18 protein-coding genes are annotated in these 20,047 nt (G+C 54.8%); 13 read left to right on the forward strand and 5 right to left on the reverse strand.

Annotated elements, in window-relative coordinates:
- Positions 1–69: 69 nt before the first annotated feature.
- Together L466_RS08710 and folM are read left to right on the forward strand one after the other, a co-directional pair.
- Positions 70–1,452, forward strand: coding sequence for an amino acid permease (locus L466_RS08710; RefSeq protein WP_020884310.1), 1,383 nt, complete (start codon positions 70–72; stop codon positions 1,450–1,452).
- Positions 1,453–1,491: 39 nt separating this feature from the next.
- The gene (gene folM, locus L466_RS08705) at positions 1,492–2,214 is read left to right on the forward strand and encodes a dihydromonapterin reductase (RefSeq protein WP_025204335.1); all 723 of its coding nucleotides are present in this window, start codon (positions 1,492–1,494) and stop codon (positions 2,212–2,214) included.
- On the opposite strand, the gene L466_RS08700 is transcribed toward folM, so the two are convergent.
- Positions 2,211–2,546, reverse strand: coding sequence for a GlpM family protein (locus L466_RS08700; protein ID WP_020884312.1), 336 nt, complete (start codon positions 2,544–2,546; stop codon positions 2,211–2,213). The genes folM and L466_RS08700 overlap by 4 nt on opposite strands.
- 128 nt (positions 2,547–2,674) lie before the next feature.
- On the opposite strand from L466_RS08700, the gene rstA reads away from it, so the two are divergent.
- The 3 genes from rstA (at position 2,675) to tus (ending at position 6,179) form a co-directional block, all read left to right on the forward strand.
- Positions 2,675–3,391, forward strand: a complete 717-nt coding sequence (gene rstA, locus L466_RS08695; protein WP_025204337.1) for a two-component system response regulator RstA — start codon at positions 2,675–2,677, stop codon at positions 3,389–3,391.
- A gap of 485 nt (positions 3,392–3,876) precedes the next feature.
- Positions 3,877–5,175: a two-component system sensor histidine kinase RstB gene (gene rstB / locus L466_RS08690; protein WP_014169816.1), complete on the forward strand. Its 1,299-nt coding sequence runs from the start codon at positions 3,877–3,879 to the stop codon at positions 5,173–5,175.
- A 74-nt stretch (positions 5,176–5,249) separates the two neighbouring features.
- Positions 5,250–6,179 (forward strand): DNA replication terminus site-binding protein, encoded by a 930-nt coding sequence (gene tus, locus L466_RS08685; protein ID WP_032681151.1) that lies wholly within the window; start codon positions 5,250–5,252, stop codon positions 6,177–6,179.
- Here the strand turns inward: tus and fumC are convergent, their stop codons facing one another.
- The gene (gene fumC / locus L466_RS08680) at positions 6,180–7,574 is read right to left on the reverse strand and encodes a class II fumarate hydratase (RefSeq protein ID WP_020884315.1); all 1,395 of its coding nucleotides are present in this window, start codon (positions 7,572–7,574) and stop codon (positions 6,180–6,182) included.
- Positions 7,575–7,711: 137 nt separating this feature from the next.
- Positions 7,712–9,358 carry a class I fumarate hydratase FumA gene (fumA, locus tag L466_RS08675; protein WP_025204339.1) on the reverse strand — a complete coding sequence of 549 codons (1,647 nt, stop codon included), beginning with the start codon at positions 9,356–9,358 and terminating at the stop codon, positions 7,712–7,714.
- Between the two features lie 197 nt (positions 9,359–9,555).
- On the opposite strand from fumA, the gene manA reads away from it, so the two are divergent.
- Complete coding sequence (manA, locus tag L466_RS08670; protein WP_032681152.1) at positions 9,556–10,731, forward strand: mannose-6-phosphate isomerase; 1,176 nt, start codon at positions 9,556–9,558, stop codon at positions 10,729–10,731.
- 99 nt (positions 10,732–10,830) lie between these two features.
- Complete coding sequence (locus L466_RS08665; RefSeq protein ID WP_032681154.1) at positions 10,831–12,399, forward strand: YdgA family protein; 1,569 nt, start codon at positions 10,831–10,833, stop codon at positions 12,397–12,399.
- A 69-nt stretch (positions 12,400–12,468) separates the two neighbouring features.
- Here the strand turns inward: L466_RS08665 and L466_RS08660 are convergent, their stop codons facing one another.
- Positions 12,469–13,497, reverse strand: coding sequence for a Mal regulon transcriptional regulator MalI (locus tag L466_RS08660; protein WP_014169810.1), 1,029 nt, complete (start codon positions 13,495–13,497; stop codon positions 12,469–12,471).
- Between the two features lie 177 nt (positions 13,498–13,674).
- Between L466_RS08660 and malX the strand changes: the two genes are divergently transcribed.
- The 3 genes from malX (at position 13,675) to add (ending at position 17,586) form a co-directional block, all read left to right on the forward strand.
- Entirely contained in the window at positions 13,675–15,267 is a 1,593-nt protein-coding gene (gene malX / locus L466_RS08655) for a maltose/glucose-specific PTS transporter subunit IIBC (RefSeq protein WP_032681155.1), read from the forward strand.
- A 48-nt stretch (positions 15,268–15,315) separates the two neighbouring features.
- Positions 15,316–16,488: a MalY/PatB family protein gene (locus tag L466_RS08650; protein WP_032681156.1), complete on the forward strand. Its 1,173-nt coding sequence runs from the start codon at positions 15,316–15,318 to the stop codon at positions 16,486–16,488.
- 96 nt (positions 16,489–16,584) lie between these two features.
- On the forward strand, positions 16,585–17,586 hold the full coding sequence (gene add, locus L466_RS08645; RefSeq protein ID WP_014169807.1) for an adenosine deaminase: 1,002 nt from the start codon (positions 16,585–16,587) through the stop codon (positions 17,584–17,586).
- A gap of 45 nt (positions 17,587–17,631) precedes the next feature.
- On the opposite strand, the gene L466_RS08640 is transcribed toward add, so the two are convergent.
- On the reverse strand, positions 17,632–18,672 hold the full coding sequence (locus L466_RS08640) for an oxidoreductase (protein ID WP_032681157.1): 1,041 nt from the start codon (positions 18,670–18,672) through the stop codon (positions 17,632–17,634).
- A gap of 243 nt (positions 18,673–18,915) precedes the next feature.
- Between L466_RS08640 and blr the strand changes: the two genes are divergently transcribed.
- From blr to L466_RS08630, 3 genes are all read left to right on the forward strand, one after another.
- Positions 18,916–19,041 carry a division septum protein Blr gene (blr, locus tag L466_RS0122560; RefSeq protein ID WP_168112406.1) on the forward strand — a complete coding sequence of 42 codons (126 nt, stop codon included), beginning with the start codon at positions 18,916–18,918 and terminating at the stop codon, positions 19,039–19,041.
- A gap of 232 nt (positions 19,042–19,273) precedes the next feature.
- On the forward strand, positions 19,274–19,489 hold the full coding sequence (ydgT, locus tag L466_RS08635; protein ID WP_006174966.1) for a transcription modulator YdgT: 216 nt from the start codon (positions 19,274–19,276) through the stop codon (positions 19,487–19,489).
- A gap of 86 nt (positions 19,490–19,575) precedes the next feature.
- On the forward strand, positions 19,576–20,016 hold the full coding sequence (locus L466_RS08630) for a DUF2569 domain-containing protein (RefSeq protein ID WP_025204344.1): 441 nt from the start codon (positions 19,576–19,578) through the stop codon (positions 20,014–20,016).
- Positions 20,017–20,047 lie beyond the last annotated feature (31 nt).

Genomic DNA, 20,047 nt, shown 5'->3' on the forward strand with positions numbered 1-20,047 from the left:
GATCCACCATTTTTATGCGCCTGTGCGAAATAATTATTCTGGATTTGGACCTTTCATAACAGGAAGCCAATGGAAAAGAAACTAGGCCTGAGTGCTTTGACTGCACTCGTTTTGAGCTCAATGCTGGGTGCGGGCGTGTTCAGCTTACCGCAGAATATGGCAGCGGTCGCCAGCCCTGCCGCACTGCTTATAGGGTGGGGCATCACGGGTGCCGGGATTTTGTTGCTGGCGTTCGCAATGCTGCTTCTGACCCGCATCCGCCCGGATCTGGATGGAGGGATTTTCACTTACGCCCGTGAAGGTTTCGGCGAACTGATTGGCTTCTGTTCCGCATGGGGCTACTGGCTATGTGCGGTCATCGCAAACGTCTCCTACCTGGTGATCGTCTTTTCGGCGCTCAGTTTCTTTACCGATACCCCTGAACTGCGGTTCTTTGGCGACGGCAATACCTGGCAGTCCATTGTGGGCGCCTCGGTACTGCTGTGGGTTGTTCACTGGCTGATTCTACGTGGCGTACAGACGGCGGCCAGCATTAATCTGGTGGCAACTCTGGCCAAACTGGTTCCGCTCGGCCTGTTTATCGTGCTGGCCTTTATGGCGTTCCGTCTCGATGTGTTCAGTCTCGATTTCAGCGGTGTCGCGCTGGGCGTACCGGTCTGGGAGCAGGTCAAAAACACCATGCTGATCACCTTGTGGGTCTTCATCGGTGTTGAAGGGGCCGTCGTGGTCTCTGCCCGGGCGCGGAATAAGCGCGATGTGGGTCGCGCCACGCTGCTGGCGGTACTGGCGGCGCTGGGCGTGTATCTGATGGTGACGCTGCTGTCGCTGGGGGTGGTCGCGCGTCCTGAGCTGGCCGAAATGCGTAACCCGTCGATGGCGGGCCTGATGGTGAAAATGTTCGGACCGTGGGGTGACGTGGTGATTGCCGCGGGGCTGATTATCTCCGTGTGTGGCGCGTACCTGAGCTGGACCATTATGGCGGCAGAAGTGCCGTTCCTGGCCGCAACGCACAAAGCATTTCCACGCCTGTTTGCTCGTCAAAACAAAAACAGCGCGCCGTCGGCCTCACTCTGGCTGACCAACATCAGCGTTCAGGTCTGTCTGGTGCTGATCTGGCTCACAGGTTCAGACTATAACACTCTGCTGACCATCGCCTCGGAGATGATTCTGGTACCCTATTTCTTAGTGGGTGCATATCTGTTAAAAATCGCCACACGTCCGGCGCACTATGTGGTGGGCGTCGGAGCCTGTATTTACGGCCTGTGGTTGTTGTATGCTTCCGGGCCTATGCATCTGCTGCTGTCGGTGGTGTTGTATGCACCGGGCCTGCTGGTGTTTATCTACGCCCGCCGCACGCATCAGTTAGAGAACGCGCTTAGACGCCGTGAGATGGCCTTAATCGGGCTGTTACTGGTTGCTGCCGTACCGGCAACCTGGATGTTAATGGGATAGAATCGCCTTTCCCATTGTTGAACTGAAAAGGAGAACACGATGGGAAACGCGCAGCAACGCCCAATACTGATTACTGGTGGAGGCCGTCGTATCGGCCTCGCCCTTGCCCATCACTTTCTCAATCTTCGCCATCCGGTCATCATCAGTTACCGCAGCGAATATCCCTCGATTGAGGGGCTACGCAAAGCCGGTGCGATCTGCATTCAGGCCGATTTCTCAACCGATGACGGTATTCTGGCCTTCGCTGAAAAAGTAAAATCTACCACCCCCGGGCTGCGCGCCATTATCCATAATGCCAGCGCCTGGCTTCCCGAAAAATCCGGTACGCCACTCAGCGAAACGCTCTCCTGCATGCTGCAGATCCACGTCAATGCGCCCTATCTGCTGAACCATGCCCTGCTCGACCTGCTGCGTGGTCACGGACATGCGGCGGGTGATATTATTCATTTCACCGATTACGTCGTGGAGCGCGGCAGCGACAAGCACATCGCCTATGCGGCCAGTAAAGCCGCACTCGATAACATGACGCGCTCGTTCGCCCGTAAACTTGCCCCTGAAGTTAAGGTGAACGCCATCGCCCCGGCGATGATTTTATTCAACGAAGACGATGATGCGGAGTATCGCCAGCAGGCGCTAAATAAATCGCTGATGAAAATTGCGCCAGGTGAAAAAGAGGTTATCGATCTTATCGATTATCTGCTCACCAGTTGCTATGTCACTGGCAGAACCTTTGCCGTGGACGGCGGTCGACCGCTGCGCTAGTGAAAGCGGCTCCAGAAGAAGATAAGCACCCAGGCGCTGAGCCCCCAGCAGACAACGGCCCCGCTCAGCGCCAGGGGAAGTCGCATAAAACCGGTGAAGTACCAGAGCGAAAGCAGATAAAGAAAATAAGGGATGATCGACCACATCCCGAACACGATAGTCGTACGCAATGCTTCCGTGCCTCGTTCTGAGGCGACAATATAGTGCGCTATTAACGCAAAGGTCGGGAAGAGTGGGATCAGCCCGGCAATATAATAATTCCTGGTTTTAGCCAGAATACCAATCAGTAACACCACCAGCGCACCCAACGCGGCTTTTATCACCAGCCCCATCTTTTTCCCTATAACAATCAAATAACACTATGAGCCAGAATAACGGAACTGGCGTTAATTATGAAAGATTAATGGAACGTTAAGGTTGTGCGGTGTATGTTGGCTTTTTTCGCAATAACAGACGTTGTATGAATAAGATTGTTTATGTTGAAGACGAGCCCGAAGTGGGGCAATTGATCGCCGCCTATCTGGGTAAACATGATATGGACGTCATTGTTGAGCCTCGTGGCGATCGTGCCGAAGAGGTGGTCTTACGTGAAAACCCGGACCTGGTGCTGCTGGACATTATGCTGCCCGGCAAAGATGGCATGACGGTCTGCCGCGATCTGCGCGCCCGGTGGGAGGGCCCTATCGTGCTGCTGACCTCGCTGGACAGCGACATGAACCATATTTTGTCACTCGAAATGGGTGCCAATGACTACATTCTGAAAACCACGCCCCCTGCCGTCCTCCTTGCTCGTCTGCGCCTTCATTTACGCCAGCGTGCCAGCGTTGAACGAGAAGCGCCTGCTCAGTCGCTGACCCCGCACAAAGCGATGCGTTTTGGTACCTTGTCTATTGATCCGATTAACCGTCAGGTTCTGCTTTCTGGCGAGCTTATCGCCCTTTCCACGGCAGATTTTGACCTGCTCTGGGAACTGGCAACCCACGCCGGGCAGATCATGGACCGCGATGCATTACTGAAAAACCTGCGCGGCGTCAGCTACGACGGAATGGATCGCAGCGTTGACGTGGCTATTTCGCGCCTGCGTAAAAAACTGCAGGATAATGCCACTGAGCCGTACCGCATTAAAACCGTGCGTAACAAGGGCTATCTGTTCGCGCCTCACGCCTGGGAAACCTGATGCCGGTTCCCCGAACGACACTGTTTAAAACATTACGCAGACGAGGTCTGACAGTTGCATAAAATAAGAACACTCAGCCTGATCTGCTGTTTTGGGTTAACCGGGTGCGTTGTCGCAGATATGGATTCAAGTCATTATGACTATGTTCCGTATATTCAGACTATCCAGAATCCCAGGACCCCGGGCCATACCAATGTGCAACAACGCCGTGAGGATTTGTACGCCTGCGGCGTTGATCGAAAGTATTCGCTCAATTCATGGGACGAAAACTTCAGTCGTAACCGCCTGCTGCCGGGCGAAACGATAGAACAGCAGGATTCCAGGATCAAAAAAATAGAAGACTGTATGAAATCAAAAGGGTACGTTCTGTGGGATTACTCACAATGCGGGCCCCGTAAAAAACCGAGCGGTATGTGTAACTAGTTTGGGTTTGCGTGTTTGTCTTCGACGCAGGTTGTTAACGTATTGATTTTCGGTGAGATTGAATGAAAAAGCTGTTCGTACAGTTTTATCTCCTGCTGTTTGTCTGCTTCCTGGTGATGACCATGCTGGTTGGGCTGGTCTATAAATTCACCGCCGAACGTGCGGGCAGGCAGTCACTGGATGATTTAATGAAAAGCTCGCTCTACCTGATGCGCAGCGAGCTGCGAGAGATTCCGCCACACGACTGGGCCAAGACCTTAAAAGAGCTGGATCTGAACCTGTCGTTTGATCTGCGCATCGAGCCGATGAAGGATTTCGATTTAGAGCCACCCGCCATGCAGCGACTGCGTGACGGGGACATTGTGGCGCTGGATGAGAAATATACCTTTATCCAGCGCATTCCACGGAGCCATTACGTTCTGGCCGTGGGGCCGGTACCTTATCTCTATTATCTGCATCAGATGCGCCTGCTGGACCTTGCCCTGCTGGCTTTCATTGCCATTTCGCTCGCGTTCCCGGTCTTTATCTGGATGAGGCCACACTGGCAGGACATGCTGAAACTGGAATCTGCTGCGCAACGTTTTGGTGACGGGCATTTTACCGAGCGCATTCACTTCGACAGCGGTTCCAGCTTCGAACGTCTTGGCGTGGCGTTTAACCAGATGGCCGATAACATCAATGCGCTGATTATCAGTAAAAAACAGCTCATTGACGGAATTGCTCACGAGCTGCGTACGCCGCTGGTACGCCTGCGCTATCGGCTGGAGATGAGCGAAAACCTGACGGAGGCCGAGTCTCAGGCGCTGAACCGCGACATTGGTCAGCTTGAGGGCCTCATTGAGGAGCTCCTGACCTACGCGCGCCTCGATCGCCCGCAAAACGAACTGAACCTCAGTACGCCGGACCTGCCCGGCTGGTTACAAACCCATATCGATGATGTCCAGAGCGTAAACCCGCAACGTACCCTGCTGACACACGTCACGCCCGGCGATTATGGCGCACTGGATATGCGTCTGATGGAACGCGTGCTGGATAATCTGATGAACAACGCCATGCGTTATAGCGAGAGCACGCTGCAGATTGGCTTAGATTTACAGGGTAGTCAGGCCTGTCTGACGGTTGAGGACGACGGACCGGGCATCGCCCCGGAAGCGCGTGAAACGGTGTTTGAGCCGTTTGTACGCCTCGACCCCAGCCGCGATCGTGCCACGGGGGGATGTGGCCTCGGGCTGGCAATTGTTTACTCCATTGCGCAGGCGATGGGCGGCACGGTGCATTGTGAAGAGAGCGCGCTCGGCGGCGCGCGCTTCTGCTTTAGCTGGCCGGTATATCACAACATCACCCTTCCCGTCCCTGCCTGACCTTTATCGCACGCTGGCCTGACCCGGCGTGCTGTGCTATATGATAAGTATGTTGTAACTAATGAAGAGTTATCATGGCGACGTACGATCTCATCGAAAGGCTGAACAGCACGTTCCGCGACATTGAACACGAGTTACTGACCCTGACCGAACGTTTGCAGACCTGCCGTCTGTTAGCCGCGCGCGTCTTTACCCTGCCGGATGTGGTGAAAGGCGCTGAACACGACCCGCTGGAAACCATAGAGGTACAGCAGCATATCGGCAAAGCGGCGCTGGAACTGACGCTGCGGCACTACCGTCGCCTGTTTATCCAGCAGCAGTCAGAAAACCGCAGCAGTAAGGCGGCCGTTCGTCTGCCGGGCGTAATCTGCCTGCAAACTGATGCAACAACGCGAGAAGCGCTGGAAAACCAGATTGCGCATATCAACACGCTTAAGGCGACGTTTGAAAAGATCATCACTGAAGATTCGGGTCTGGCCCCTGCCGCCCGTTTTGAATGGGTACACCGACAGCTACCGGGATTAATCACCCTGAATGCCTACCGTACGCTCACGGTACTGCGTCATCCCGCCACGCTTCGCTTCGGCTGGGCCAACAAGCACATCATTAAAAACTTCACCCGGGATGACATTCTGGCGCAGCTGGAAAAGAGTCTGAAGGCACCGCGGACTGTCGCACCGTGGTCACGCGAGCAGTGGATTGAACGGCTTGAGCAGGAGTACCACAGCATCGCCTCACTGCCGGCGGATACCCGGCTTAAGATTAAGCGTCCGGTGAAGGTGCAGCCTATCGCACGCGTCTGGTATTCCGGCCAGCAAAAGCAGGTACAGTATGCCTGCCCGACGCCGCTGATCGCTCTTTATGATGCCGATCAGGGGGCCATTGTGCCGGATATTGGCGAACTGCTGAATTACGATGCTGAAAATGTCCAGCATCGTTACAGACCTCAGGCGCAACCGCTGCAGCTGATTATTCCGCGGCTGCACCTGTATGTGGCGCAGTGATTATTTCAGGCTGCCGACCATCGATTCCGGGCGTACCCATGCATCAAACTCAGCCTCCGTCAGGTAACCCAATGCCAGAGCGGAGGCTTTCAGCGTCAGCCCCTCTTTATGCGCTTTTTTCGCAATCTCGGCGGCTTTGTCGTAGCCGATATGGGTATTCAGCGCGGTCACCAGCATCAACGACTCATTGAGCAACTGGCTGATGCGCTCGCGGTTTGGCTCAATGCCTGACGCACAGTGCTCGTTGAAACTCTCCATACCGTCCGCCAGCAGGCGTATGGACTGAAGCACGTTGTGAATCACCATCGGGCGATAGACGTTCAGCTCAAAGTTACCGGATGCGCCGCCCATGTTAACGGCAACGTCGTTACCCATTACCTGGCAGCAGAGCATGGTCATGGCTTCACATTGGGTCGGGTTTACTTTGCCCGGCATGATAGAGCTACCCGGCTCGTTTTCCGGAATGCTAATTTCACCGATCCCGCAACGGGGACCCGAGGCCAGCCAGCGCACATCATTGGCGATTTTCATCAACGACGCCGCCAGACCCTTGAGGGCGCCGTGGGTATGAACCAGCGCATCACAGGTGGCCAGCGCTTCAAACTTATTCGGCGCCGTGATAAACGGCTGCCCGGTGATGGCCGCCAGCTCGTCGGCAACGCGCACCGCATATTCCGGATGGGTATTTAACCCCGTACCGACCGCCGTTCCGCCCAGCGCCAGCTCTGCAAGATGCGGCAGGCTGTACTCGATGTGCTTGAGGTTATGTTCTAACATTGCCACCCAGCCGGAAATCTCCTGGCCGAGCGTCAGCGGCGTGGCATCCTGCAGGTGAGTACGTCCTATTTTGACGATATCGCTGAAAGCCTGCGCTTTCTCGCCAAGGGTGGTTTTAAGCACGTTGAGCTGCGGGATCAGCTGTTCACGAAGCGCAATCACCGCCGCCACGTGCATCGCCGTCGGGAAGACGTCGTTCGAACTTTGGCTTTTGTTTACGTCATCGTTCGGGTGAACCTTACGCTCCATACCGCGCACGCCGCCCAGCAGTTCGCTTGCCCGGTTCGCCAGCACCTCATTCATATTCATGTTGCTCTGGGTGCCAGAACCGGTCTGCCAGATGGCGAGGGGGAATTCATCAGGATGCTTGCCGGCCAGCACTTCATCGGCAGCAGTGATAATCGCGGTGGCCTTATCTGCCGCCAGCAGGCCTAAATCCTGATTCACTTTGGCGGCCGCACGTTTAGTGAGCGCCAGCGCCTGAATCAGCGAGACGGGCATTTTCTCGGTCGAAATACGGAAATGTTCCAGCGAACGCTGGGTTTGCGCGCCCCATAGCTTGTCAGCCGGGACATCGATCGCGCCCATAGAGTCTTTCTCACGGCGTACCGTAGTCATTACTTTCTCCTTGATAACACTGTCGGGATTGCTCACATGCTTCAGAGATAAGTATTGATTGCTTTACAGAAAAGATATGGCGCTTTGTGCGCTCTTTGATGTGCCGGGTGACGTGAACGCCACCCGGCTATAGTAGATTACTTCACACACGCCGAACATTGAGAGGACTGGATCTGCCTGAAGAAGTCGTTACCTTTGTCATCCACAAGGATAAACGCCGGGAAATCTTCCACTTCAATTTTCCAGATAGCTTCCATACCCAGTTCCGGGTATTCAATGCACTCCAGGCTCTTGATGCTGCCCTGCGCGAGTACGGCAGCCGGACCGCCGATGCTGCCCAGGTAGAAGCCACCGTGTTTATGGCAGGCATCCGTCACCTGCTGGCTACGGTTTCCTTTTGCCAGCATGATCATGCTGCCGCCGTTGGCCTGCAGCTGGTCAACATACGAGTCCATACGGCCTGCTGTGGTCGGGCCTAACGAGCCAGAGGCGTAGCCTTCCGGCGTTTTGGCCGGGCCTGCGTAGTAAATCGGGTGATCTTTGATGTACTGCGGCAGCCCTTCACCGTTGTCCAGACGCTCTTTCAATTTCGCGTGAGCGATGTCACGACCAACGATGATGGTTCCGTTAAGAGAGAGACGGGTCGACACCGGATACTGAGACAGCTGCGCCAGAATCTCTTTCATCGGACGGTTCAGGTCAACGTGAACGGCTTCACCTTCGCCCGCTTTGCGCAACGCTTCAGGAATGTACTTCCCTGGGTTGTTCTCCAGTTTTTCGATCCAGACGCCTTCGCGGTTGATCTTCGCCTTGATGTTACGATCCGCAGAACAGGAGACTCCCATCCCGACCGGACAGGAGGCGCCGTGGCGCGGCAGACGGATCACACGCACATCATGGGCAAAATATTTGCCGCCGAACTGCGCGCCCAGGCCGAGGTTACGCGCTTCTTCCAGCAGTTCCTGTTCGAGCTGAACATCGCGGAACGCCTGGCCGTGCTCGTTCCCTTCGGTAGGCAGGCCGTCGTAGTATTTGGTCGACGCCAGCTTCACCGTTTTCAGGGTGCTCTCTGCTGACGTACCGCCAATCACAAAGGCAATATGGTACGGCGGGCAGGCAGCGGTGCCGAGCGTGCGCATTTTCTCAACCAGATAATTCTTCAGCTTGCCCGGTGTGAGCAGCGCTTTGGTTTCCTGGTAGAGATAGGTTTTGTTCGCTGAACCGCCACCTTTGGCGATGCAGAGGAATTTGTATTCATCACCGTCCACGCTATACAGGTCAATCTGCGCAGGCAGGTTTGTGCCCGTGTTGACCTCTTTGTACATATCCAGCGCCGCGTTTTGCGAGTAGCGCAGGTTGTCTTCGGTGTAGGTGTTGTACACGCCGTGCGCCAGCGCCGCTTCGTCGCCGCCGCCGGTCCAGACGCGCTGGCCTTTTTTACCCACAATGATGGCCGTGCCGGTGTCCTGGCAGGTAGGTAAAATACCTTTCGCCGCGATATCCGAGTTACGCAGGAACTGCAGGGCGACGTATTTGTCGTTTTCGCTGGCCTGCGGGTCGCTCAGGATATCGGCAACCTGCTGCTGGTGCGCAGGGCGGAGCATAAACGAGGCGTCGTGGAAAGCCTGCTGCGCCAGTAACGTCAGCGCCTGCGGATCGACCTTGAGGATCTCCTGCCCTTCGAATTCAGAGACGGAGACGTGATCGCGGGTTAACAGGTAATATTCGGTTTGATCCTTACTGAGGGGGAAAGGATCCTGGTAATGAAAGGGTTTGTTCGACATTGTTCTCTCACTTACTGCTTCAGTCTGATTATTTGGGCAGATGTTCCGCTGCCCGCTTAAAAGCGAGTCAGCTTATCCTACACAATTTTTTAACAAAAACTGAGACTAGTACGACTTTTTACATCCGCAGGTTACTTCCATGTGGTTTATTGCTTTAATACCCGGAGTTAATTCCACCATTGAATCAGGGCTTGATAATGCAAAAACTCATTAACTCAGTGCAAAACTACGCCTGGGGAAGTAAAACTGCGTTAACGGATCTCTACGGTATCGCGAACCCAAACAACCTGCCAATGGCAGAGCTGTGGATGGGTGCGCACCCGAAGAGCAGCTCAAAAATTGAAGACGCAAGCGGCCAGGTTCGCTCTCTGCGCGACGTGATTGATGCCGACAAAGCCACCCTGCTGGGTGACAAGGTTGCCAGCCGTTTTGGTGAGCTGCCGTTCCTGTTTAAAGTGCTGTGCGCCGACCAGCCACTCTCGATTCAGGTTCACCCGAATAAAAAAGCCTCTGAGATGGGCTTTGCGAAAGAGAACGCGGCCGGTATTCCGTTAGATGCCGCCGAGCGTAACTACAAAGATCCTAACCACAAGCCGGAGCTGGTCTTTGCGCTGACCCCCTTCCTGGCGATGAACGCGTTTCGCGAGTTCTCAGAAATTATCTCCCTGCTGCAGCCGGTGGCGGGTGCTAACAACGCTATCGCTCACTTCCTGGAAAACCCGAATGCAGAAGGCCTGAGCCAGCTTTTCGCCAGCCTTCTGAACATGCAGGGTGAAGAGAAATCTCACGCCCTGGCGGTGCTGAAAGCGGCGCTGGACAGCCAGCACGGTGAGACGTGGGATACCATCCGCCTGATTTCTGAATTCTACCCGGACGACAGCGGCCTGTTCTCCCCTCTGCTGCTGAACGTGGTGAAGCTGAACCCGGGCGAGGCGATGTTCCTGTTTGCTGAAACCCCGCACGCCTACCTGCAGGGCGTAGCGCTGGAGGTGATGGCCAACTCAGACAACGTACTGCGTGCAGGCCTGACGCCGAAATACATTGATATCCCTGAGCTGGTTGCCAACGTGAAGTTTGAGGCGAAGCCTGCGGATCATCTGCTGACTCAGCCTGTTAAACAGGGTGCGGAGCTGGACTTCCCAATCCCGGTGGATGATTTTGCCTTCTCACTGCATGACCTGAGCCCGGCAGAAACCGCCATCGCGCAGGAGAGCGCGGCAATCCTGTTCTGCGTTGAGGGTGAAGCAACGCTGCATAAAGGTGGCGAGCGTCTGGTGCTCAAACCAGGCGAATCGGCATTTGTAGCGGCAAACGAGTCGCCGGTGAGCGTGAGCGGTACCGGTCGTCTGGCGCGTGTTTTTAATAAGCTATAAGCACTTACTGAATTTTTTAACAACTCTTGCTAAGCTAGTTGAAGACTTTACATCACCGGGCGGTTTCTACCGCCTGGTTTCATTTTAGGGATAGTCGCAATGAAAAAATCGGTCGTAGCGGTAGGAGTGATTGTAGCGTTAGGCGTGGTCTGGACAGGTGCCTCCTGGTTTACCGGGAAACAGCTGGAAAGCCGTCTGGCTGAGATGGTGGCACAGGCTAACGGAGAGCTTAAGCGTGGCGCGCCGGAAGCAGGCGTGGAGCTTGCCTACCAGAATTATCAGCGTGGTGTCTTTACCAGCCATATGCAGGTGGTTGTCAAGCCTGTTGCCGGTAATGAAAATGGCTGGCTGAAACCGGGCCAAAGCGTGGTGCTGGATGAAGTGGTCAGTCACGGTCCGTTCCCGCTGGCACAGTTAACGTCTTTTAACCTGATCCCGTCGATGGCGTCCGTTCATACTGTACTGGTGAATAACGACTTAACCAAACCTCTGTTTGATCTGGCAAAGAATGAGTCACCTTTCGAGGTTAACACCCGCATCAGCTACGCCGGTGACACACGTTCCAGTATCGATCTGAAAGCACTGAACTACGAGAAAGATAACGAGAAAGTGACCTTTAGCGGGGGGAATTTCAAGGTTGATGCTGACCGCGATGGAAATGTCTTCTCCCTGACCGGTGAAGCAGAGAGCGGCCTGATCAATGCCGTCAATGAATACGGTCAAAAGGTTCAGCTGACGTTCAATAACCTGAAAGCCGACGGCGACAGCAAGATGACCGATTTTAAAGAGCGTATCGGTAATCAGAAACTCTCTTTCGACAAGATTGCTATCGCGGTTGAAGGTAAAGAGATGGCCGTGCTGGAAGGCATGGAGGTGGACGGCAAATCCGACGTGTCTAAAGACGGTAAGAGCATCAATACCCAACTGGATTACGCCCTGAAGAGCCTGAAAGTGCAGAACCAGGATCTCGGGACCGGCAAACTGTCGCTGAAGATTGGCAATATCGACGGCCAGGCGTGGCATGAATTTAGCCAGAAATACAGCAAAGAGAGCCAGGCACTGCTGAGCAATGCCGCGCTGCAGCAGAATCCGGAAGTTTACCAGCAGCAGGCCATGGCGGTGCTGATGAACAACCTGCCAATCCTGCTGAAAGGCGAGCCGGTTATCACCGTGGCCCCGCTGAGCTGGAAAAACAGCAAAGGCGAAACCAACTTTAACCTGTCCCTGTTCCTGAAAGACCCGGCAACCGCAACGGGTGAACCTCAGACGCTGGCGCAGGAAGTGGATCGCAGCGTGAAGTCACTCGACAGCAAGCTGACCATCCCTGTGGATATGGCGACCGAGTTTATGACCCAGATTGCGAAGCTTGAAGGGTATGGCGATGAAGATGCCGGCAAGCTGGCGAGCCAGCAGGTGAAAGGCCTGGCGGCAATGGGCCAGATGTTCCGCATCACGAAGATGGAAGACAACACCATTTCCACCAGCCTGCAGTATGCCAACGGTCAGGTCACGCTGAACGGCGATAAAATGCCGCTGGAAGATTTTGTCGGGATGTTTGGTATGCCTGCCCTGGGGATGCCGGAACCGGCTGAACCTGCAGCGCCGGCCGTGCCTGAAGCACCCGCTGCACCCGCTGCACCCGCTGCACCCGCTGCACCACAGCAGTAATCATCAAAACCCCTCTCTGAGGGGTTTTTTACTACCGGTTGCAGGTACTCAGCCTGGTGCCACGAAATACTATTTCACCGTCACTAACCGTGCCGACACAATCTGGTGCCCGGCCTGCACGTCTGCTTTTTCGATGCGCTGCATAATCCTGTCCGCCAGCGTGTAACCCATCTCCCGGGCTGGTGTGGTGGCCCAGACAATGGGCAGATCGTCCAGCGCGTTTTCACCGACGTCGGCAAATGCCCCTAACGCCACCTGGTGGCCGAAGAAGGTTTCAACCCCACCCTCTCCGCTCTGACGCCCGGCGCGGATCAGGCCAAACCAGGCTCCCATCGCAATCACCTCGTTATAGCAAATCACGGCGCTTATCGTCGGGCTACTCCGTAATAACGCGTTTATCGCTTCCGCGGCTTTCTTCTGGCTGGATTCGCATTCCACCACCCATTCGCTGTGGAACGGAAGGCCGTATTTAATCAGCGTCGCGCAGTAACCGCCTACCCGCTCGGCTCGCGTCAGGGACGAGCTTTTTCCGCCAAGCCAGGCAATGCGCTGATGCCCACGATGAATGAGATGCTCCGTCAACATTTGTGCGGCCTGCATGTTGTCCGGTCGCAGGGTATCGGCTTCGTCCAGATAACTGGCGCGCGAGGCAAACACCAGCGGCACGCCTTTTTCGGCGGCGCGCTCGCACAAGTCATTACTCACACCCGACGCGCCGGCGACGATCACCCCGTCGACGCCCTGCGTAAGGAGCATATCCAGACGGGAAAGGAGCTGATCGGCCTCGCGACCGCCGTGAAGCAAAAAGACCATCCGTCCCTGCGCTTCAAGCGCTTCGGTCAGGCCCGCGGTCAGTTCGGCATAAAAGGGAGAGGTCAGGTCACGCACAATCAAACCGATCACACCGCTTTGGCCGCCGCGCAGCGCTGATGCCTGGCGGTTACGTACAAAGCCCAGTTGCTCAACCGCCTCGTTAACCCGTTGCCCGGTCGCGGGAGAAATGCGTCCTTTCCCGCTGAGCACCAGTGAAACGGTGCTGACGGAAACCCCCGCCGCCAGCGCGACATCGTTGATGGTGATTTTTTTCGCTACAGCCATGTGTCGGCGTGACTCCCTGAAATGAGATCGGTAAAACGTTTTATCAATATGTAATCTTTATACTACCAGTCAAAGCCTGAGAATGTGATTCAGAGCGCACTAAACTTTGATAAAACGTTTTATCTTCTCGCAGCATTGAAGCAGATAAACTGATTTTAACAATAAAGGAGTCGTTTTATGACGGCGAAAGCAGCACAAAAAATATCGCTGTGGGAATTTTTCCAGCAACTGGGTAAAACCTTTATGCTGCCCGTGGCACTCCTCTCGTTCTGCGGGATCATGCTCGGGATCGGCAGTTCGTTGAGCAGTAAGGACGTCATCACGCTGATCCCGTTCCTCGGGACACCTGTGCTGCAGGCGATCTTTATCTGGATGAGTAAAGTCGGCTCCTTCGCCTTTAGCTTCCTGCCGGTGATGTTCTGTATTGCTATCCCGCTGGGTCTGGCACGCGAGAACAAAGGCGTGGCCGCCTTTGCCGGGTTTGTCGGTTATGCGGTAATGAACCTTGCGGTGAACTTCTGGCTGACGGCTAAAGGCATTCTGCCCACCACCGATGCCGCCGTGCTTAAAGCGAACAACATTCAGAGCGTTATCGGGATTCAGTCCATTGATACCGGGATCCTCGGCGCGGTGATCGCCGGGGTGATTATCTGGATGCTGCATGAGCGCTTCCACAATATCCGCCTGCCTGATGCGCTGGCGTTCTTCGGGGGCACCCGCTTTGTACCCATTGTAACCCTTGTGGTCATGGGTCTGTTTGGCCTTATTATTCCGCTGATCTGGCCGGTCTTTGCGCTGGGGATTAACGGGATTGGCAGCATCATCAACGGTGCGGGCGATTTTGGTCCGATGATCTTCGGAACCGGCGAACGTCTGCTGCTGCCGTTTGGTCTGCAACATATTCTGGTGGCGCTGATCCGCTTTACCGAAGCGGGCGGCACAATGGAGGTGTGCGGACACGATGTGAGCGGTGCGCTGACCATCTTCCAGGCACAGCTGAGCTGCCCGACCACGCACGGCTTCTCTGAAAGTGCAACCCGCTTCCTGTCACAGGGTAAAATGCCGGCCTTCCTCGGCGGCTTGCCGGGTGCGGCGCTGGCCATGTATCACTGTGCTCGTCCGGAAAACCGCCATAAAATTAAAGGGCTGCTGATTTCCGGTGTTATCGCCTGTGTCGTGGGCGGTACAACGGAGCCAATCGAATTCCTGTTCCTGTTTGTCGCGCCAGTGCTGTATCTCATCCACGCGGTACTGACCGGTCTGGGCTTCACCGTGATGGCGGTGCTGGGCGTCACCATCGGGAATACCGACGGCAACGTCATCGACTTTGTGGTGTTCGGGATCCTGCACGGGTTATCGACCAAGTGGTACCTGGTACCGGTGGTGGCCGCTATCTGGTTCGCGGTGTACTACGGAATTTTCCGCTTCGCCATCACCCGCTTTAACCTCAAAACGCCTGGGCGGGATACCGATACCGCCAGCAGCGTTGAGCAGGCTGTTGCAGGAACCGTGGGTAAGTCCGGCTATAACACCCCTGCTATTCTGGCGGCGCTGGGCGGTGCGGATAACATTACCTCTCTGGATAACTGCATCACCCGACTGCGCCTGTCGGTGGCGGACATGTCGAAAGTGGACACCAACGCCCTGAAAGCCAACCGGGCCATCGGCGTGGTACAGTTAAATCAACATAATTTGCAGGTGGTTATCGGCCCGCAGGTTCAGTCAGTGAAAGATGAGCTGGCAACCCTGATGCGTACAGTGGAAGCCTGATGCCTCACCCCCTCGCGCTGAGGGGGTTTTTCTTTAAGGACTTGAGTCATGTTCGATTTTTCAACCGTCGTGGATCGACACGGCACCTGGTGCACGCAGTGGGACTATGTCGCCGACCGCTTTGGCGCGGCCGATCTGCTGCCCTTCACCATCTCCGATATGGATTTCGCGACCGCGCCCTGCATCACCGAAGCGCTGCACCAACGTATTCATCACGGGGTGTTTGGCTACAGCCGCTGGAAAAATGAAGAGTTTCTCGCCGCTGTGGCGTACTGGTTCCGGCAGCGCTTTAACAGCCACATTGATACCGACTCGCTCGTGTACGGGCCTTCCGTTATTTATATGGTATCCGAACTGATTCGCCTCTGGTCAACTCCCGGCGACGGCGTGGTGGTCCACACCCCCGCTTACGATGCGTTCTATAAGGCTATCGAGGGGAATGCCCGACAGGTGGTCGGCGTGGCGATGGAAAAACATGCCACGGGCTGGCAGGGAAATAGGGCCGCACTTGAGGCGGCGCTGGCAAAACCGGAAAACAAAATTTTGCTGCTGTGCAGCCCGCAAAATCCCACGGGTAAAGTCTGGACCCGTGAAGAGCTGAGTCACATGGCAGAACTGTGCGCCCGTTATGACGTGGCGGTGATCAGCGATGAAATTCATATGGATATGGTGTGGGGAGGCCGTCGCCATACGCCGTGGAATGAAGTGGCAGGCGGCAAATGGGCACTTCTGAGCTCTGGTTCAAAAAGTTTTAACATACCGGCGCTCACCGGTGCCTGGGGGCTGATTGGCGATAAAGAGAGCCGTAACGGTTACCTCAGCGCATTAAAAGGTCGTGACGGGCTCTCTTCCCCTTCCGTGCTGGCGCTGACGGCCCACATTGCTGCCTATCAGCAGGGAGAGCCATGGCTGGATGCGTTGCGGGCGTATCTGGAAGAAAATCTGGCGTACATTGCACGCGAATTACACCGCGCGTTTCCGACGCTCAACTGGCAGCCACCCGAAGCCACGTATCTGGCCTGGATCGATTTACGTCCACTCAACCTTGACGACAAAATGCTACAAAAAGTCCTGATTGAGCAGCAAAAGGTCGCCATCATGCCGGGATACACCTACGGCGAAGAGGGTAACGGTTTTGTCCGTCTGAATGCGGGATGCCCGCGTAGCAAGCTTGAGCAAGGGGTTCAGCGGCTGATCGCCGGCATAACGACGCTCCTGTAATCAGATTGCGCAACGGAATATTCCCTTGCGCAAATAGCTTTTTACCTCGTTTTGTTTTTATAATATGACGCACTTTAACCAGAAAAGAGTGCGACCATGATTGATACACGCCTGCCACTAACTGATATTCACCGCCATCTTGACGGTAACATTCGTGCCCAAACCATCCTCGATCTTGGCCGCCAGTACAATCTCACGCTCCCTGCACAAACGATTGAGACCCTAATCCCCCACGTTCAGGTCACCTCAAATGAACCGGATCTGGTCAGTTTCCTGAGCAAACTCGACTGGGGCGTGAAGATGCTGGCCTCGCTGGATGCCTGCCGCCGTGTTGCTTTCGAAAATATTGAAGATGCCGCCCGTAATGGCCTGCACTACGTTGAACTGCGCTTTTCGCCAGGCTATATGGCGATGACCCACAACCTGCCCGTTGCAGGCGTGGTTGAAGCGGTAATTGACGGCGTGCGCGAAGGGTGTAAAACCTTCGACGTTCAGGCTCGCCTGATTGGCATTATGAGCCGTACCTTCGGTGAAGCGGCCTGTCTGCAGGAGCTGGAAGGGTTACTGGCGCATCGTGATGCGATCGCTGCCGTTGACCTGGCGGGTGATGAACTCGGCTTCCCAGGCAGTCTGTTCCTTTCTCATTTCAACCGCGCGCGTGACGCCGGCTGGCACATTACCGTACATGCCGGTGAAGCGGCAGGCCCTGAAAGCATCTGGCAGGCCATCCGTGAGCTGGGTGCAGAGCGTATCGGTCATGGTGTCAAAGCCGTTGAAGATCGTGCCCTGATGGATTTCCTTGCCGAGCAGCGTATTGGTATTGAATCGTGTCTGACGTCCAATATTCAGACCAGCACAGTGGCATCACTGGCGCATCACCCGCTGAAAACCTTCCTGGAGCACGGTGTTCTGGCCTCACTGAACACGGACGATCCGGCAGTACAGGGCGTGGATATTATTCATGAGTATACCGTCGCCGCACCGCAGGCTGGCCTGAGTCAGGATCAGATCCGCCAGGCGCAGATTAACGGCCTGGACATCGCCTTCCTGACACCAGCAGAGAAACAGGCGCTGCGGGATAAGGTCGCCCGCGGCTAAGCCCGTTGCCGGGTGGGGTCGTCCCCTTACCCGGCTTTGCCAGAATCACGCCAGACAGAGCGTTGCGCGGTGTTTGGCTGATTCAATCCCCAGTTCAATCAATTCCATAATCTGAATCGCCTGGCTGGCCGGAACCGGGTTATCCCCCGTCCCGTTTAGCGCATCACGGATAGCAGCATAATACGCCGGATAGTTACCCGGGATCGTCAGTAACGTTTCTTCAACCCTCTCCTCGCCTTCCACCCGCGTCACAACCCCGTCCCGCATGTCATAGCCCCAGTCTTCCTGCGGCAAACGCTCGCCGTTTTTCAGGCGTTCTTCCTGAGGATCGAGACCAAACTTCACATAGCTCCCGCGCGTACCGTGAAGGATATAACGCGCTGATTCGGCGGCTGCCACCATTGTCCCGTGCAGTACAATACGCCGCTGCGGGTAACTCAAGACGGCATGAAAGTAGTCGGTGGTTTGCGCTCCGGGTCTGAGCTGGGCCAGATCGACCGTCATACTGACCGGCAGGCCAAACAAATTTACGGCCTGATCGAGAAGATGCGGCGCTAAATCGTACCAGATGCCGCTGCCCGGCCCGGCTTGCTCACGCCAGCGGTTTCGGACCTGAGGGCGGAACCGGTCAAAGTGCGATTCAAAAAAGAGGATTTCGCCCAGCGTACCTTCATTAAGGAGCGCTTTTACCGTCAGGAAATCACTGTCCCAGCGGCGGTTATGAAATACCGAAAGCACTCTGCCAAAACTTTTTGCCAGCGCATCCAGTTCGCGTGCCTGTGACAACGTCACCGTGAAGGGTTTATCGACAATAACGTGCTTACCGGCTTCCAGTGCGGCTTTTGCCAGCGGAAAATGCGTGTCATTGGGGGTGGGAATGACGATCAGATCAATATTAGGGTCGTTAAAAAGATGCTTAGGTTCAGAAACAACCGGCACGGAGGGCCAGTCGACATGCACTTTCGTGGCATCGCTACTGGAAACTGCCGCCAGCGCCATGCCCGGCGTCCCGGCAATCAGAGGCGCATGAAAAGTCTTGCTCGCGTACCCGTAACCAATAAGCCCGACGCGGATGCTATCACTCATAATGTTGCCCTCTTTTATGACTATCTTATTTCACACTGGCTACTCTGACGTTCTTACAGATTAATCATGTGCCATATGACGTAAAATAGCAGGCTATGCCGGTTGTTTTTGTTACATAGATTTAACGTTCTGATTTTGTTTAGGGGAACCGTTCCCAAAGCACTTGCCGCGGGGGAAACGGCGCTGTAACATTTGCAACCTGTATTTATGGATAAATTACACGTACCAGTCATGACGTCAATTATTAATCGAATCATTGAATTAGCGGGATGGATTGTCCTTGGGGTATCGGTCATTTTGCTTGGCGTTGCCAGCCATATCGATAACTACCAGCCGCCGGAGCCTGTCACCGTCGCCCAACCTAAGTAACCGGTTACCGCAATAAAGAGTGACATAATATGTCAGTTACTTATTGCCAGCCCTGGTGAACACGGTTAACCTTCTCTTCCAGGCATCGTCTGATGCCTGTACTTTCAGCAAAGAAAACTCCTAATTTAGTCGCGTTATCTGAGTGGGCTGTTTACGTCTTTATTAATCCGTTTATTATTCGGACGAATTACCTTAACTGGTATTACTCACTTTTATATGGAAACTTATTAATATGACAGTTCAGGACTATTTATTAAAATTTCGCAAGATCAATTCGCTTGAGAGCCTGGAAAAACTGTTTGACCATCTGAACTACACGCTGTCGGATAATCAGGAAATCATCAATATGTATCGCGCCGCTGACCACCGCCGTGCGGAGCTGGTCTCCGGTGGCCGTTTGTTCAACGTCGGTGAAGTGCCTAAGTCTGTATGGCGCTACGTTTTATAAGAAAGTAGCCATCCGCGCGAAATGTTATATACTCTCCGCCCTGCAAACTGGCTGTACAACATTTCGCGCAGATTATGGGAGAGTTCATGACCGCAACGCCTGGAGAACGAATTGGAGGCTGGTTAATCGCCCCACTGGCATGGCTGCTGGTTGCCTTATTAAGCGCATCACTTGCGCTGCTGCTTTATACCACCGCACTGATTACACCTCATGCAATCCAGACCCTGATGTCGCAAAGTGTGCTTAATATTACGATGTGGTTTGTGTCGTTCGTTTTTGCGATCGGGATGTGGTACTACACGCTATGGCTGACCATTGCCTTCTTTAAGCGCCGTAAGGGTGTCCCTAAACACTACATTATCTGGCTGCTGATTTCGGTCCTGCTGGCGGTGAAAGCCTTTGCTTTTTCGCCAGTTTCTGATGCCCTGGCCGTTCGCCAGCTGCTTTTTCCGTTACTGGCCGCGGCGCTGCTGGTGCCCTATTTCAAGCGTTCGACGCGGGTGAAGAACACCTTTGTGAACCCGTAATAACCTTACAGATAACCTGTTGTCGCCTGCG

The organism is Enterobacter sp. BIDMC 30 (genome assembly GCF_000534355.1).
Taxonomy (GTDB): Bacteria; Pseudomonadota; Gammaproteobacteria; order Enterobacterales; family Enterobacteriaceae; genus Enterobacter; species Enterobacter ludwigii.